This window comes from Sinorhizobium meliloti (assembly GCF_017876815.1).
Taxonomy (GTDB): Bacteria; Pseudomonadota; Alphaproteobacteria; order Rhizobiales; family Rhizobiaceae; genus Sinorhizobium; species Sinorhizobium meliloti.
Genome location: NZ_JAGIOS010000001.1, coordinates 1,694,395 through 1,710,000, shown reverse-complemented (window position 1 = coordinate 1,710,000; position 15,606 = coordinate 1,694,395). Strand labels below are relative to the sequence as shown.

Genomic DNA, 15,606 nt, shown 5'->3' with positions numbered 1-15,606 from the left:
CTCGGCGAACTCCCCAAGCCGGTCCGCGAGGAAGAAGTTGCCGAAACCCTCAAGCGTACTCAGCCGTACGACACCGCGTTGCGCCGTCATGCCGTCGCTGATGTCGAGCTGCAGTTGCTCCGTCTCCCGCTCCATGCGCTCGGCCGTTTCGACGAAGCGTTGGCCCATGGTCGTCAGCACGTATCCGCGGGGATTGCGCTCGAAGAGCTTGACCTTGAGTGCGAATTCCAGCCGGTCGATGCGGCGCGAGACGGTCGCGTGGCTCGTCCGCAGGCGTCGCGCTGCCGTCGAGAGCTGGCCCGTTCGCGCGACCGCGAGGAAGAACTGCAGATCGTCCCAGGTAAAATTCGGATTCATGTCCCTCCCTTCTGTTCAAAAATGAACAGATGCTGTTTGCAATTTACGGGTCGACCGACTTGCTTCCAAGCAGAATTTTCTGGATGGTAAACATCCGGCCGACATTTGAGGAGCATGTCTGGTCAAATTTGAACAGAGCGATGTGGGGAGACGGCCGAGGCCTCGAAAGGACACGGCCGAGCCCTATGTGTTTCCGCACGAGGGCTTCGCATCGCCCTTTAGAACATAGAACCTTTGGGAGGAGGACAAATGCACAAGAAACTGATCGCCACGCTCGCGATGGTGCTCGCCGGCAGCACCGCCGCCCTTGCCGACGCATCCGACGGCAAGGTCAAGATCGGCATTCTCAACGACCAATCCGGCGTCTATGCCGATTTCGGCGGCAAATCCTCCTACGAGGCGGCGCTGATGGCCGTCGAAGACTTCGGCGGCAAGGTGCTCGGCGTCCCGGTCGAGGTGGTGACGGCCGACCATCAGAACAAGCCCGATATCGCCTCCAACATTGCGCGGCAATGGTACGACACCGAGCAGGTCGACAGCATCATGGAGCTGACCACCTCCTCCGTTGCGCTTGCCGTGCAGGCGATCTCGAAAGAAAAGAAGAAGATCGACATCGTCACCGGGGCCGCAACGACGGAGCTCACCGGCAAGCAGTGCAGCCCCTACGGCTTCCATTGGGCGTATGACACGCATTCGCTCGCGGTCGGCACCGGCGGCGCGCTGGTCAAGCAGGGCGGCGACAGCTGGTTCTTCCTGACCGCCGACTATGCCTTCGGCTATTCGCTGGAAGAGAACACCGGCAACTATGTCAAGGAGAACGGCGGCACCGTCGTCGGCGCCGTCCGTCATCCGCTTGCAACCACCGACTTTTCCTCCTTCCTGTTGCAGGCCCAGTCCTCGGGAGCCAAGGTGATCGGTCTTGCCAATGCCGGTCTCGACACCTCGAACGCCATCAAGCAGGCCGCCGAGTTCGGCATCGTCCAGGGCGGGCAACGCCTGGCGGCCCTGCTCTTCACGCTGGCCGAAGTCCACGGTCTCGGTCTCGATGCGGCGCAGGGGCTGACGCTCACCGAAGGCTTCTACTGGAACCGCGACGAGGAGAGCGCCAAGTTCGGCAAGCGCTTCATGGAGCGCACCGGCAAGATGCCGAACATGGTTCATGCCGGCACCTACTCGGCCGTACTGCAATATCTGAAAGCGATCGAGAAGGCCGGAACCGACGAGACGGAAGCTGTCGCCAAAGAGCTGCACGCTCTTCCGGTCGACGACGTCTTTGCAAAGAACGGGACAGTCGCGCCGAACGGGCGGATGATCCACGACATGTATCTGCTCGAGGTCAAGAAGCCGGACGAGAGCAAGGAGCCCTGGGACTACTTCAAGGTTCTCGCGACCATTCCCGGTAAGGAAGCCTTCATCGACCCGGCCCAGAGCGGCTGCGAGCTCGTGAAGTCCTGACCGGCAAGACGATGACCGTCGCCATGCCTTTGGAGAATGGAGCGCCGCGGGTGGTTCTGTCCGCCCGCGGGCTCCGCCGCGACTTCGGCGGCTTCACCGCCGTCAAGGACGTCGACCTCGATGTCCACCATGCCCGCGTGCATGCGCTGATCGGCCCGAACGGGGCCGGCAAGACCACCGTCTTCAATCTCCTCACGAAGTTCCTGCAGCCGACCCATGGCACGATCACCCTGCTCGGCGAGGACATCACCAGGACCGCGCCCGACAAGGTCGCCCGCATGGGCCTCGTACGCTCGTTCCAGATCTCGGCGGTGTTCCCGCACCTGACCGTGCTCGACAACGTCCGCGTCGCGCTGCAGCGGCCGAACCGTCTGGCGACGCAGTTCTGGAAATCCTTGTCGTCGCTCGACACTCTCAACGGCAAGGCCGAGCAGCTGATCCGTTCCGTCGGTCTCGACAAGGAGGCGAACGCCGTCGCCGCGGACCTTTCCTACGGCCGCAAGCGCGTGCTCGAAATCGCCACGACGCTGGCGCTCGAGCCGAAGGTGCTGCTCCTCGACGAGCCTATGGCCGGCATGGGGCATGAGGACGTCGGCATGGTCGCCGAGATCATCCGCGAAGTAGCGCGCGAGCGGGCAGTGCTGATGGTCGAGCACAATCTCTCGGTCGTCGCGACGCTCTGCCACCACGTCACGGTCCTGCAGCGCGGGGAGATCCTCGCGGAAGGAGACTATGCGACAGTCTCGGAGGATCCGCGCGTCCGCACAGCCTATATGGGCACGGAGGAGGCCTCCAGATGAAACCGCTTCTCAAGGTGGCCGGCCTTAACGCCTGGTACGGCGAAAGCCACGTCCTGCACGGCGTCGACATGACCGTCGGCGAGGGCGAAATGGTCACGCTGCTCGGCCGCAACGGCGTCGGCAAGACAACGACGCTGCGCGCGATCATGGGGATCGTGCGCGAGCGCAGAGGTGAAATCAGCTTCGCCGGCGAGGACCTGATGCGCGTGCCCCTCCACCGCGTCGCCCATCGCGGCCTGGGATTCGTCCCCGAGGAGCGCGGCATCTTCTCGACGCTTACCGTCTACGAAAACCTCTTGCTGCCGCCGGCCGTCGCGAAGGGCGGCATGACGATCGACGAGATATTCGAGCTGTTTCCCAATCTCCACGAGCGCCGCAACAGCGCCGGAACCAAGCTCTCGGGTGGCGAGCAGCAGATGCTGGCGATCGCGCGCATCCTGCGGACCGGAGTGCGGATGATGCTGCTCGACGAGCCGACCGAGGGACTTGCCCCGGTGATCGTCCAGCGCATCGGCGAGGTGCTGAAGAAGCTGAAGGAACGCGGCATGACCGTTCTCCTGGTGGAACAGAACTTCCGCTTCGCGAGCAAGGTCGCGGACCGCTTCTACCTGATGGATCATGGGCGTGTGGCCGGCGAGTTTCCGGTTTCGGAACTTTCAGGGCGCATGGATATGCTGCATGATGTGCTCGGGGTGTAGGCCATGACGATGATTTTCGGAATTCCCCTCCAGGCCTTCCTCGGGCAGCTGCTGATCGGGCTCATCAACGGCTCCTTCTATGCGCTCCTGAGCCTCGGCCTCGCCATCATCTTCGGGCTCCTGCGCGTCATCAACTTCGCCCACGGTGCGCAGTATATGCTCGGCGCCTTCATGGCCTGGCTGCTGCTCTCCTATTTGGGCATCGGCTATTGGCCGGCGCTCATTCTCGCGCCCCTTCTCGTCGGCCTCATCGGCGCCGTTATCGAACGCACGATGCTGAGACGGCTCTATACGCTCGATCCGCTCTACGGCCTCCTCTTCACCTTCGGCCTGGCGCTCACCATCGAAGGCACCTTCCGCTATCTCTACGGCGCGTCCGGCCAGCCCTATGCGACGCCGGCGCTGCTTATGGGCGGGGCCAATCTCGGCTTCATGTTCCTGCCAATCTATCGCGGCTGGGTCATCGTCTTTTCGCTGGTGATCTGCCTCGGCACCTGGCTCATGATCGAGAAGACCAAGCTCGGCTCCTATCTGCGCGCCGCTACGGAGAATCCGGTCCTGGTGCAATCCTTCGGCATCAACGTGCCCTTTCTGCTGACGCTGACCTACGGGCTCGGCGCGGCGCTCGCCGCAATTGCCGGAGTTCTCGCGGCGCCGATCTACCAGGTCTCGCCGCTGATGGGATCGAACATCATCATCGTCGTCTTCGCAGTGGTCGTCGTCGGCGGCATGGGCTCGATCATGGGCGCGATCGTCACCGGTTATCTGCTGGGCATCGCCGAAGGACTGACCAAGGTCTTCTATCCGGAGGCCTCCAACATCGTGATCTTCGTGATCATGGCCATCGTTCTCCTGCTGAGGCCCGCGGGTCTCTTCGGTCGGGATGCTTGATATGACGCTGACACTTGAACTCGCGAAGCGGAAGGAACGCTCGCCGGCCATCGTTCAGACGGTGTTTCTCGGCGTCGGCCTTGCCTGCCTGCTGCTCGCGCCCCTGTTCTTCTACCCCGTCTTCCTCATGAAGATCTTATGCTTCGCGCTGTTTGCCTGCGCCTTCAATCTGCTGCTCGGCTATACGGGGCTGCTCTCCTTCGGCCATGCCGCCTTCTTCGGCGGCGCGGCCTATTTCACCGCGCATGCGGTCAAGGAATGGGGCGTGCCGCCCGAACTCGGCATCCTCCTCGGCGTCGTCGGCGCTGCCCTTCTCGGCGCGGTCGTCGGCTTCTTCGCGATCCGCCGGCAGGGCATTTATTTCGCCATGATCACGCTGGCGTTGGCCCAGATGTTCTATTTCTTCTGCCTCCAGGCCGGGTTCACCCGCGGCGAGGACGGTATCCAATCGGTGCCTCGCGGCCATCTCCTCGGTTTCATCGATCTCTCGCAGCCGACGAACATGTATTATTTCGTGCTCGCCGTCTTCGTTATCGGCATCGCCATGATCTGGCGGATCATCAATTCGCCCTTCGGAATGATCCTGAAGTCGATCCGCGAGAACGAGACGCGCGCGATCTCGCTCGGCTACTCGGTCAGGAACTACAAACTCGCAGCCTTCGTGATGTCGGCGGCGCTGACCGGGCTTGCCGGCGGTCTGAAGGCACTCGTCTTCCAGTTCGCGACGCTGACCGACGTCAGCTGGCAGATGTCCGGCGAAGTCATCCTGATGACGCTTCTCGGCGGCATCGGAACGCTGATCGGGCCGCTCTTCGGCGCGGGTCTCGTCGTGACGCTGCAGAACTATCTGGCGACCTCGGAATTTCCGGTCACGATCATAACCGGCATCGTCTTCATGGTCTGCGTGCTTCTGTTCCGCCGCGGCATCGTCGGCGAGTTCTACAACTCCCGGCTCGGCCGCAGGCTCGGCTTCGAGCATCGACACAAGCATTGACCATGCATCGGTCCGAACCACGTCGGGCCCCGACATAGAGAAAACCAATGGACACGTTCGACTACATCATCGTCGGAGCGGGTAGCGCCGGCTGCGTGCTCGCCAACCGCCTGTCGGAAGACCCGGACCGCCGCGTGCTGCTGCTCGAGGCCGGCGGCAGCGACAACTATCACTGGATCCACATTCCGGTCGGCTATCTCTATTGCATCAACAATCCACGCACCGACTGGTGCTTCACCACCGCGGCGGAGGAAGGCCTCAACGGCCGGTCTCTCGGTTACCCGCGCGGCAAGGTGCTCGGCGGCTGCTCCTCGATCAACGGCATGATCTACATGCGCGGGCAGGCGCGAGACTACGACCTCTGGCGCCAGCTCGGCTGCCCCGGCTGGAGCTGGAACGACGTGCTGCCGTTCTTCAGGAAATCCGAGAATCATTACCGCGGCGCCGACGACATGCACGGAGCAAGCGGCGAATGGCGGGTCGAGAAGGCACGCGTCCGATGGGCGGTGCTCGATGCCTTCCAGAAGGCCGCGACCGAGGCGGGCATTCCGGAGACCGACGACTTCAACCGCGGAAACAACGAGGGCTCAGGTTATTTCGATGTCAATCAGCGGTCCGGCATCCGCTGGAATACGGCCAAGGCCTTTCTGAAGCCAGCCCGGAATCGGCGGAACCTTACGATTCTGACGAAGGCCCATGTCCGCCGGCTCATTCTCGAGGACGGCCGCGTCGCCGGCGTCGAGTTCCAGCATGACGGCACCGTAAAAAGCGCCCGTGCGCGCCGCGAAACGGTGCTTTCGGCCGGAGCGATCGGCTCGCCGCATATCCTCGAACTCTCCGGAATCGGCCGGCCCGACGTGCTTCATGAAAACGGCATCGAAGTGCGCCACGAACTGCCGTCAGTCGGCGAAAACCTGCAGGACCACCTGCAATTGCGCCTCGCCTACAAGGTGACCGGCGTCCCGACGCTCAATGAAAAGGCGACTTCACTTTTCGGCAAGGCGGCGATCGGCCTCGAATATCTCGTCCGCCGCTCCGGCCCGATGGCCATGGCGCCAAGCCAGCTCGGCATCTTCACGCGCTCGGGCCCGGAGAAGGAAACGCCGGATCTGCAGTATCATGTCCAACCGGTGACGCTCGAAAAGTTCGGCGAACCGGTACACCCCTTCCCCGCCGTCACCGCGAGCGTCTGCAATCTGCGGCCGGAAAGCCGCGGTTCGGTACATCTGAAGGGCCCGGATTTCGCAGCGGCGCCCGACATCCGTCCGCGCTACCTGACGGCCGAGGCCGACCGGGATGTGGCCGTGAAGTCGATCCGGCTCACCCGCCGCATCGTCGCGCAGCCCGCCTTCGCCCGTTACAAGCCGGTCGAGTTCAAGCCCGGTCCGGACTACCAGACGGATGAGGAGCTGAAACGCGCGGCAGGCGACATCGGCACGACGATCTTCCATCCCGTCGGCACCTGCCGGATGGGCAGCGACCCGGATAGCGTCGTAGATCCCGAGTTGCGGCTGCGCGGCATCGCCGGCCTGCGCATCGCCGATGCCTCGATCATGCCGACGATCACCTCCGGCAACACCAATTCCCCGACGATCATGATCGCGGAAAAGGCGGCTGAGATGATCCTGGCTGCAGGCCGATAAGCGCTGGGATTGTTCTGCAAAAACAGTGCACTAACATTCCGGGGAGCGCGCCGCTCGTTCCTTCTCCCCATCGAAATGCTACGGCATGCACATATCTCTTGCGCGCCGGTGCGGCGGATACTGCTCATGAAGGGGATCCCTCGGGAACCCAACCGCCTCAACCCCCGCTCGGTCGGGCTTGCCCGGTTGTGTGCGTCAAGTTCTGCAAAATTGGGCGGTCATGCGTGCTGGTCATGCGGCTTGACGGAGTGCGAGTTTCTTGTGCTCTCGCAGGTCGTCCATGTTGATGTAGCGATTGGCCTCCATCCAGTTTTCGTGGGTTTCGACGGCGAGCGCGCGGACGAGGCGTAGGCAGCTCTCGGTGTTGGGAAAGATGCGCACGACGTAGGTTCTGCGGCGGATTTCCTCGTTGAGGCGTTCCAGCATGTTGGTGCTCTTGAGGTGCTTGTGATGCTGGCGCGGCAGACGAAAGAAGGTCAGCGTCTGCTCGATGGTTTCCTCAACCCAGGAGGTCAGGCGCGGATAGCGGACCGACCATTTTCCCAGCCACGCGGCGAGATCGGCCTTCGCCTCATCAAGGTCGCGGCGATCATAGAGCCATCGAAGCTCCTGCAGGCAATCGTCGCCATGTTTGCGCGGCAGGTGATCGAGGGCGTTCCTGAGGAAATGCACGTAACAGCGCTGCCAGGCAGCTTCCGGGATCACCTCGCCAATTGCCGCGACGAGACCGGCATGGTCGTCGGAGACCACCAGTTCGACGCCCTTCAAACCGCGCCCTTTCAGCCTGACGAGGAAGTCCTTCCAGGCGGAACGGCTTTCACGGCCGGCCATCTCGACCGACAGGATCTGCCGCCGTCCGTCCCAGTCGATGCCGACAGCGATCAACACCGCCTGGCTCATCACCACACCGGCCTCGCGCACCTTCTCATAACGGGCATCGAGGATCAGGTAGGCAAACGGCTCTTCAAGCGAGCGCTCGGCAAAGGCCTTCAGGCTCTCGTCCAGCCGCTTGTTGATCGCCGAGATCGATGACGCCGAGAAGGCATGGCCGCACAGCTCCTCGGTGATCGCCTTGACCTTCCGCGTCGACACCCCTTGCACATACATCTCCGCCAAGGTTGCCACCAGCGCCCGCTCGGAGCGCTGATAGCGTTCGAACAATTCGGTGGAGAAGTGCCCCGAGCGATCCTGCGGCACCCGCAGCTCGAGCTTGCCCACCCGCGTGATCAGCGTGCGGCCATAGTGGCCCGAACGGTAGCCGAGCCGCTCCGGCGTGCGCTCGCCTTTCGCAGCTCCCAGCGCCTCGTCCATCTCCGCTTCCAGCACCTCCTGCATCACCGTGCGGATCACCTCGCGCAGCCCATCGGGGTTCGAAAGCAAAATGTCTTTGACGGCGGCGCTGGCTGTCTTACCTTCAGTCTTGGTCATGGTGGCGTTCCTTCCAGGGAATCAGGTAACGTCAACATCACCAGCCTGCCATGACCGCCTCTCTCAGTGAATTTGCAGAACCTTCAGCACACTACCGCTTGCCCCTCAACCGGCTGCCGCCACCTTCTCCCCGCAGGCGGGGAGAAGGGATATGCCGCGCCCGCTCGCTCCCTCGGGCGGGCGGTGAATGCGGGGTTCAGTCGGCGCCGCTTGTCCCTTCTCCCCGCCTGCGGGGAGAAGGTGCCGGCAGGCGGATGAGGGGCAAGCGGCGGCAAACCCCATATTCGTCCACCCTACTCCGCCGCTTCCGTCTCCGGCATCGGCACGTAATTGAGGATCGGCGAAAGCCAGCGCTCGACCTCGCGGACGCTCATGCGCTTGCGATCGGCATAGTCCTCCACCTGATCGCGCTCGATCTTTGCGACGCCGAAGTAATAGGAATCGGGGTGGCCGACATAGAGGCCCGATACCGAAGAGCCCGGCCACATCGCATAGCTCTCGGTGAGCCGGACGCCGATAGCGGCTTCCGCATCCAGGAGCCGGAAAAGCGTCTCCTTTTCCGTGTGGTCGGGCTGCGCCGGGTAGCCGGGCGCAGGGCGGATGCCGGCATAGGGCTCGGCGATCAATTCCTGCGGCGTGAAGGCTTCGTCCGGAGCATAGCCCCAGAGCTCCTTGCGGACATATTCATGCATGCGCTCGGCAAAGGCCTCTGCGAAGCGGTCCGCAAGCGCCTTGACCATGATCGAGGAATAATCGTCGTTCGCCCGTTCGAAGCGTTCGGCGATCGCCACTTCCTCGATGCCGGCCGTCACCACGAAACCGCCGACATAGTCCCGCTTGCCGCTCGCCGCCGGGGCGACGAAGTCGGCAAGGGCGACGTTCGGCCGGCCGTCGCGCTTCACCATCTGCTGGCGGAGCGTGAAGAAGGTGGCAAGCTCGGCTTCGCGCACCTCGTCGGCAAACAGGCGGACGTCGTCGCCCATGCTGGCGGCCGGCCAGAAGCCGATCACGGCCTTCGGGGCGAACCATGCCTCGGCCACGATCTTTTCGACCATCGCCTGCGCATCCTCGAAGAGCTGGCGAGCGGCAGCCCCCTGGCGTTCGTCATCGAGGATTTTCGGGAATACCCCCTTCAGCTCCCAGGTCTGGAAGAACGGCGTCCAGTCGATATAGCGGGCGAGTTCGGCGAGGTCCCATCCCTCGAAAACACGCGTGCCGAGGAAGGACGGAACCTTCGGCTGGTGGGCGTCCCAATCTATCCGAAAGGCATTCGCCCGCGCCTGGGAAAGCGGCAGACGGCGCTTCTCGGCTTCGTTGCGGGCATGTGCGTCGGCAACCTTCAGATACTCCGCGCGGACCGTTTTCTTGTAGGAGTCGCGGACTTCCGGCGAGAGCAGGCTCGATACGACGCCGACCGCGCGGCTGGCGTCGGTGACATAGACCGTCTGGCCGAGGCTGTAACGCGGATTGATCTTCACGGCCGTGTGCACGCGGCTGGTCGTCGCCCCGCCGATCAGCAGCGGGACATCGAAGCCCTCCCGTTCGAGCTCGGAAGCGACATGCGCCATCTCGTCCAGCGACGGCGTGATGAGGCCGGAAAGACCGACGATGTCGACCTTCTGTTCGCGCGCCACTTCGAGGATCTTAGCCGAGGGCACCATGACGCCGAGGTCGATGATCTCGTAATTGTTGCAGGCGAGCACGACGCCGACGATGTTCTTGCCGATGTCGTGCACGTCGCCCTTGACGGTCGCCATCAGGATCTTGCCGGCACTCTCGCGCGCCTCGCCGCCGCCATTGGCGCGCTTCTCCTCCTCCATATGGGGGAGCAGCACCGCAACGGCCTGCTTCATCACCCGGGCGGACTTGACCACCTGCGGCAGGAACATCTTGCCGGAACCGAAGAGATCGCCCACGACGTTCATCCCGGCCATCAGCGGGCCTTCGATGACATGCAGCGGCCGCTCGGCGGCAAGCCGGGCCTCTTCCGTATCGGCTTCGATAAATTCGGTAATTCCATTGACGAGCGCATGTTCGAGCCGCTTCTCCACCGGCCATTCGCGCCAGGCAAGGTCCTTCTCCTTGCCCTGGCTCCCGCCCTTCCCGCGATAGCGCTCGGCGATCTCCAGGAGGCGCTCGGTCGAATCGGCCCGGCGGTTGAGCACCACGTCCTCGCAGGTTTCGCGCAGTTCCGGGTCGATCGCATCATAGACGGCGAGCTGTCCGGCATTGACGATGCCCATGTCCATGCCGGCCTGGATCGCGTGATAAAGGAAGATGGCGTGCATCGCCTCGCGCACCGGCTCGTTGCCGCGGAAGGAAAAGGAGAGGTTCGACACGCCGCCGGAGACGTGGACATGCGGCAGTGCCGCGATGATCTCGTGCGTCGCCTCGATGAAGTCGACGCCGTAATTGTTGTGCTCCTCGATGCCGGTCGCGACCGCGAAGATATTCGGGTCGAAGATGATGTCCTCCGGGGGGAAGCCAACCTCTTCCGTCAGCAGCCGATAGGCCCGCCGGCAGATTTCCACCTTGCGGGTTTTCGTGTCGGCCTGGCCCTTCTCGTCGAACGCCATCACCACGACCGCGGCGCCATAGGCGCGCACGAGGCGCGCATGGTGCAGGAAAGCCGCCTCGCCTTCCTTGAGCGAGATGGAGTTCACCAGCGCCTTGCCCTGGACGCATTTGAGCCCGGCTTCGATCACCTCCCATTTCGACGAATCGATCATCACCGGTACACGGGCGATATCCGGCTCGGAGGCGACGAGGTTCAGGAACTCGACCATCACCTGCTTCGAATCGATCAGGCCTTCGTCCATGTTGACGTCGATGATCTGGGCGCCATTCGCCACCTGATCACGCGCCACATCGAGTGCGGCGGCGTAGTCCCCGGCGGTGATCAGCTTGCGGAACTTCGCCGAGCCGGTGACGTTGGTGCGTTCGCCGACGTTGACGAAGGGAATCTCGTCGGTAAGCGTGAAGGGTTCGAGGCCGGAAAGCCGCATGCGGCGATCGATCTCGGGCACCCGGCGCGGCGGATATTTGGCAACCGCTTCGGCAATGGCGCGGATATGGGCCGGCGTGGAACCGCAGCAGCCGCCGACGATGTTGACGAGACCGTCCCGGGCGAAGCCCTCGACCTGCGCCGCCATCTGCTCGGGGCTTTCGTCATAGCGGCCGAACTCGTTCGGCAGGCCGGCATTCGGATAGGCGCAGACGAGCGTGTCGGCGACCGCCGAAAGCTCGTCTATATGGGCGCGCATCGCATTTGCGCCGAGCGCGCAGTTGAGCCCGATCGTAAACGGATCCGCATGGCGCACCGAATACCAGAAGGCCGTAGGCGTCTGGCCGGAGAGGGTACGGCCGGAGAGATCGGTGATCGTTCCGGAGATCATCACCGGAAGGCGGACGCCCTTTTCGGCAAAGACTTCCTGCGTCGCGAAGATCGCCGCCTTGGCATTCAGCGTGTCGAAGATCGTCTCGATCAGGATGATGTCGGCACCGCCGTCGATGAGGCCCCGCACCTGCTCGGCATAGGCGAGCCTCAGATCGTCGAAGCTGACGGCTCGATAGCCGGGGTTGTTGACGTCCGGCGAAATCGAAGCGGTGCGGTTGGTGGGGCCGAGCGCGCCTGCCACGAAGCGCCGCCGGCCATCCTCCGCCTCGGCCCGCTTCGCGGCTCGCCGCGCCAGCCGCGCGCCGTCGCGATTGAGATCGTAGACCATGTCCTCCATGCCGTAATCGGCCTGGGCGATCCGCGTCGAGGAGAAGGTGTTGGTTTCGAGGATATCGGCGCCGGCGATGGCGTAGTGGTAATGAATATCCTCGATCGCCTTCGGCTGAGTGAGCGTCAGGAGGTCGTTGTTGCCCTGCTGATGGCAGGCGCAGCCACCGAAGCGCTCGCCGCGGAAGTGATCCTCCACGAAACCGAGCTGCTGGATCTCCGTTCCCATGGCGCCATCCATGATGAGGATGCGTTCAGCCGCCGCCTGGGCGAGCTGCCGAAAGACTTCGGAACCATCCGGCTTGGGCGAGACGTTTCCAAAGAGGGCGTCGGCGGCGGACATGGGAGATCTCCCGTTCTGAAAACGACAAAGAATTATCGATTTACTCACATAAAGATATCTTTATGTCAACATACGCACCGGTCACAATTGCAGATTGGCAATAAAATAGCCCGCCGCGGATGCGGCGGGCCGAATAATGCGCTCTCTCGATGAGGACGGAAGGTCTGCCGACGCCGGTCACATCCGCTTAAGGCAATCCTCCAGTTCATAGATCGCGCAAAGAATATGATAGAAGGTGCTTGCTGGCGCCGGCTCTTCGACGAAGCTGCCATCCGCCTTCTGCTTGTCGCGCCAGAGGCCGCGGACAGGCACGTTCAGGAAGCGCTGCAGCGCCGCTGCGGCGCGCCCAGCCGAAGCCAGATAACGCTCTCGCTCCGCACCTTCCGTCAGAGCCGCAAAGCGGATCGCCGCCTTCAGCCACTCCGTCTGTGGCCAAAGCCGCGCTGTCGGATCGGCAACGGAGAAATCGTCGAAGAGCGTCATGACGACCACGTCCCGGTCGGGGCAGGTTCCGTCTTTCTCGCCGATCTCGAAAAGCCGCCGCGCCTTGACGATCGCCTGCGCATTGCCGCGCCGTTCCGCCCAGCGCAGGAGGAGCCACGCCCATTCGAAAAGGTGCCCCGGCTCCACGATACGGCCCTTTTCGCCGGGGAACGGCGCCCAGTCGTGATCGAAGAACTCACGCAGCGCCCCGCTCTCGGCGTCGATGAACCGGTCCATGGCCAGATGCGCGATCTCGTCGGCGAGATTGGCCCAGGCGACGCGGTCGAAGCCTTCCACCTCCTCGCTCGCAAGACAGGCCTCGAAAAGGTGCATATGCGGATTGGAGCCGAGCGGCAGGCGCGGCGGGTCGTCCTCCTCGAAACCGGCGAGCGGATGCTTGCAACGGGCCTCGAGCTGCCGCCTGAGTTTGTCGCTGCGCCCCACCATCTCGGCTCCGCGCTCCGGCAGGACTTCCGCCAAATGGGCGAAGGCAAGCAAGGCGAAGGCCTGGTTGTAGAGGTCGAAGGAAGCGTCGATGAGCTTGCCGTCGGCATTCGCCAGCGCCCCGTAGAAGCCGCCCGGCTGTCCGTAGACGCGATCGAAATAGAGAAGGCCGCCTTCGGCGGCGGTGCGCCAGTCTCCATCCCAGCCGCGCCGGCCCGCCGCGGCGAAGCAGTAGACCTGCCGGGGCTGCACGCGGGAGCGGCGATCGTCGCGCGTCGGTTCGCCTTTCATGTCGATCGTCTCGACGAAGCCGCCACCCTCCCCGTCGAAGCCTTTCTGCCGCCAGAGCGGCAAGGCAGCATCGTTCAGCCAGCCCGCGAGTTCGCCTGCCTGGAGATGAATATCCATGCCCACCCGCTTTCCGTCAGCTTTCCAGCTTCAGCGCGTCGTGATCCGCGCCGAGAAGTTCTGCGAGCGCCTCGACCACGAGATTGTGGTCCTCCCGCTGCGGCAGGCCGGAGACCGTGACCGCGCCGATGCAGCCCGTTCCCTTGACGACGATCGGGAAGCTGCCGCCGTGGGCGGCAAACTCAGCATCCGGCAGGCCGAGCTTCGCCTGCAAATTCGTTTGCTGCTTGAGCAGGCTGAGCCCCGTGGCGTAGCTGCTCTTGAACAGGCGGAACACCGTGTTGCGCTTGCGGCGCACCCAGTTCGGATTGTCCGGCGTCGCCCCATCGAGGGCCGCATAGAAGACCTGCATGGAGTAGAGCGTGATGTCGATGACGCAGCCGAGCTTGCGTTCCCCGGCCATCCGGCGAAGCGTGGCGCCTAGCTTCCAGGCCGTATCGAGATCGAAGCGCTCGAACTGCAATTGCTGCTCCTGCAGCGCAATCCGGCGCAGATCATTGTCTATGTTCATGATGCCTCCGCTTGGTCAGTGGTTCGAACTGGACGAGTGCGATGCGCGATCCGGCAAAATTCCCCGCCTGGCCGGTTAATCCTTCCAGAGCCATGCGGCGCCGCGCACGCCGGAACTGTCGCCGTGCACCGCCTTGCGAATCGGCGTCTCGAAACTGTCGCCGAAGAGATATCTGGTGATCGACGCCGGCAACTCGCCGTAAATCTCGTCGACATTGGACATGCCGCCGCCGAGCACGAAGACGTCGGGATCGACGATGTTGGTCAAAAGCGCGAGGCTGCGGGCCAGCCGGTCGACGAAACGCCCGTAGACACCGATTGCCACCGGATCGCCGGCGCGCTTCGCCTCGATGATGTCCCGCCCGCGCCGGTCCGTCCCGGTCGTCATGCGGTAGTCGAGCTCCAGCCCGGTGCCGCAGGCATACATGTCGAGGCAACCGAGCTTGCCGCACCAGCACCTGTGCCCCGGATATTCGTCCTTCGTCATCCAGGGCAGCGGATAATGGCCGATCTCGGCCGCAACGCCCTGGTAGCCGGCGTGAACCTTCTTGCCGATTGCCAGACCCCCGCCGTGGCCCGTACCCACGATCACGCCGAAGACGACGCCCGCGTCCTTGCCCGCCCCGTCGACGGCTTCGGAGACCGCCAGGCAATTGGCGTCGTTGGCCAGGCGCACCTCGCGTCCGAGCGCCGCCGCAAGATCCCGCCCGAGCGGCTTGCCGTTGATGAGCACCGCATTGGAATTGCGCACGATGCCGGTGCGCGGATTGGGACTGCCGGGTATGCCGATGCCGATCGAGCCGCGCTCGCCGGCCGTGCTTTCGGCCGAGGCGACGAGCTCTACGACGGCACGGATGCAATCCTCATAGCCGCTGGTGGGTGTCGGGACACGATGGCGGGCACGCGTCTCGCCATCGCGATCGAGCGCGATGACCTCCATTTTCGTGCCGCCCCAGTCAATTCCGATGAACATGTATCTGGTCTTTGGGATAAAGATCGTTGGCGAGGAACGCGGCAGCCTCTCCTCCGGCGCCGCGGGCCCTGCTTAGCATCCACGGCGCCGGGGACGCTAGCCCCCCTCTCGGGAGCGCCTGCAAATCGGCTGCGATCGCCGAAAAACACTTGGCGAAAGTGCCTCGCTTTTGTATGGGTCTATTCTAAGTGGTCCCGTAGCTCAGCAGGATAGAGCACCAGATTCCTAATCTGGGGGTCGCGCGTTCGAATCGCGCCGGGATCACCAAGAGGCGCCGCGGCTGCCACCGGCGAGCACTACGGTGAACGATATCTGCCCGAGATGCGTCGCGCTGTACGGCCCACGGCAGGCTGTCTCCACCCTCATGCGGCAATCGCCAGTCCTCACGCTGAGGAGCGACTTCGCTAGTACAACTCCTTCAGCCGCAAATCTTTCTCCTCATTGCGATTTCAACC

At 63.6% G+C, this 15,606-nt stretch carries 12 protein-coding genes and 1 tRNA gene (1 of these 13 only partly in view); 7 read left to right on the top strand and 6 right to left on the bottom strand.

Annotation, left to right across the window (positions count from 1 at the left end; genetic code table 11):
• On the bottom strand, window positions 1–357 hold the 5' end (the start) of the coding sequence (locus JOH52_RS08010) for a LysR family transcriptional regulator (protein ID WP_014529924.1). The gene continues 591 nt to the left of window position 1, outside the view; only the first 357 of its 948 coding nucleotides appear in the window; its start codon is at window positions 355–357; its stop codon lies off the left edge, out of view.
• A gap of 249 nt (window positions 358–606) precedes the next feature.
• Here JOH52_RS08010 and JOH52_RS08005 point away from each other — a divergent pair, with 249 nt between their 5' ends.
• From JOH52_RS08005 to JOH52_RS07980, 6 genes are read left to right on the top strand one after another with little or no spacing between them, the layout of a single operon-like run.
• Window positions 607–1,812: a beta-hydroxybutyrate-binding protein gene (locus JOH52_RS08005; protein ID WP_004435262.1), complete on the top strand. Its 1,206-nt coding sequence runs from the start codon at window positions 607–609 to the stop codon at window positions 1,810–1,812.
• 11 nt (window positions 1,813–1,823) lie between these two features.
• Complete coding sequence (locus tag JOH52_RS08000) at window positions 1,824–2,612, top strand: ABC transporter ATP-binding protein (RefSeq protein ID WP_004435255.1); 789 nt, start codon at window positions 1,824–1,826, stop codon at window positions 2,610–2,612.
• Window positions 2,609–3,310, top strand: a complete 702-nt coding sequence (locus JOH52_RS07995; protein WP_010970327.1) for an ABC transporter ATP-binding protein — start codon at window positions 2,609–2,611, stop codon at window positions 3,308–3,310. The genes JOH52_RS08000 and JOH52_RS07995 overlap by 4 nt, the downstream gene beginning before the upstream one ends.
• 3 nt (window positions 3,311–3,313) lie before the next feature.
• On the top strand, window positions 3,314–4,201 hold the full coding sequence (locus JOH52_RS07990) for a branched-chain amino acid ABC transporter permease (RefSeq protein WP_004435248.1): 888 nt from the start codon (window positions 3,314–3,316) through the stop codon (window positions 4,199–4,201).
• A gap of 1 nt (window position 4,202) precedes the next feature.
• Complete coding sequence (locus JOH52_RS07985; RefSeq protein ID WP_013844886.1) at window positions 4,203–5,195, top strand: branched-chain amino acid ABC transporter permease; 993 nt, start codon at window positions 4,203–4,205, stop codon at window positions 5,193–5,195.
• Window positions 5,196–5,242: 47 nt separating this feature from the next.
• Window positions 5,243–6,838 (top strand): GMC family oxidoreductase, encoded by a 1,596-nt coding sequence (locus JOH52_RS07980; RefSeq protein ID WP_010970328.1) that lies wholly within the window; start codon window positions 5,243–5,245, stop codon window positions 6,836–6,838.
• Window positions 6,839–7,069: 231 nt separating this feature from the next.
• Here JOH52_RS07980 and JOH52_RS07975 read toward each other — a convergent pair whose 3' ends face one another.
• From JOH52_RS07975 to JOH52_RS07955, 5 genes are all read right to left on the bottom strand, one after another.
• A complete protein-coding gene (locus JOH52_RS07975; RefSeq protein WP_010969783.1) occupies window positions 7,070–8,266 on the bottom strand; it encodes an IS256-like element ISRm5 family transposase in 1,197 nt (398 codons plus the stop codon).
• Between the two features lie 293 nt (window positions 8,267–8,559).
• Window positions 8,560–12,333 (bottom strand): methionine synthase, encoded by a 3,774-nt coding sequence (metH, locus tag JOH52_RS07970; protein ID WP_010970331.1) that lies wholly within the window; start codon window positions 12,331–12,333, stop codon window positions 8,560–8,562.
• Between the two features lie 177 nt (window positions 12,334–12,510).
• A complete protein-coding gene (pmi, locus tag JOH52_RS07965; RefSeq protein WP_010970332.1) occupies window positions 12,511–13,674 on the bottom strand; it encodes a mannose-6-phosphate isomerase Pmi in 1,164 nt (387 codons plus the stop codon).
• A 10-nt stretch (window positions 13,675–13,684) separates the two neighbouring features.
• Complete coding sequence (locus JOH52_RS07960) at window positions 13,685–14,179, bottom strand: heme-degrading domain-containing protein (protein ID WP_010970333.1); 495 nt, start codon at window positions 14,177–14,179, stop codon at window positions 13,685–13,687.
• A gap of 75 nt (window positions 14,180–14,254) precedes the next feature.
• Window positions 14,255–15,151, bottom strand: a complete 897-nt coding sequence (locus tag JOH52_RS07955) for an ROK family protein (protein WP_010970334.1) — start codon at window positions 15,149–15,151, stop codon at window positions 14,255–14,257.
• A 190-nt stretch (window positions 15,152–15,341) separates the two neighbouring features.
• On the opposite strand from JOH52_RS07955, the gene JOH52_RS07950 reads away from it, so the two are divergent.
• A tRNA-Arg gene (locus tag JOH52_RS07950) sits at window positions 15,342–15,418 on the top strand.
• Window positions 15,419–15,606: the final 188 nt, after the last annotated feature.

What these genes read in the sequence shown, in the direction of transcription:
- JOH52_RS08005 (WP_004435262.1), top strand. Translation starts at nt 607, where the DNA reads ATGCACAAGAAACTGATCGCCACGCTCGCGATGGTGCTCGCCGGCAGC.
- JOH52_RS08000 (WP_004435255.1), top strand. Translation starts at nt 1,824, where the DNA reads ATGACCGTCGCCATGCCTTTGGAGAATGGAGCGCCGCGGGTGGTTCTG.
- JOH52_RS07995 (WP_010970327.1), top strand. Translation starts at nt 2,609, where the DNA reads ATGAAACCGCTTCTCAAGGTGGCCGGCCTTAACGCCTGGTACGGCGAA.
- JOH52_RS07990 (WP_004435248.1), top strand. Translation starts at nt 3,314, where the DNA reads ATGACGATGATTTTCGGAATTCCCCTCCAGGCCTTCCTCGGGCAGCTG.
- JOH52_RS07985 (WP_013844886.1), top strand. Translation starts at nt 4,203, where the DNA reads ATGACGCTGACACTTGAACTCGCGAAGCGGAAGGAACGCTCGCCGGCC.
- JOH52_RS07980 (WP_010970328.1), top strand. Translation starts at nt 5,243, where the DNA reads ATGGACACGTTCGACTACATCATCGTCGGAGCGGGTAGCGCCGGCTGC.
- JOH52_RS07975 (WP_010969783.1), bottom strand. Translation starts at nt 8,266, where the DNA reads ATGACCAAGACTGAAGGTAAGACAGCCAGCGCCGCCGTCAAAGACATT.
- metH (WP_010970331.1), bottom strand. Translation starts at nt 12,333, where the DNA reads ATGTCCGCCGCCGACGCCCTCTTTGGAAACGTCTCGCCCAAGCCGGAT.
- JOH52_RS07960 (WP_010970333.1), bottom strand. Translation starts at nt 14,179, where the DNA reads ATGAACATAGACAATGATCTGCGCCGGATTGCGCTGCAGGAGCAGCAA.
- JOH52_RS07955 (WP_010970334.1), bottom strand. Translation starts at nt 15,151, where the DNA reads ATGTTCATCGGAATTGACTGGGGCGGCACGAAAATGGAGGTCATCGCG.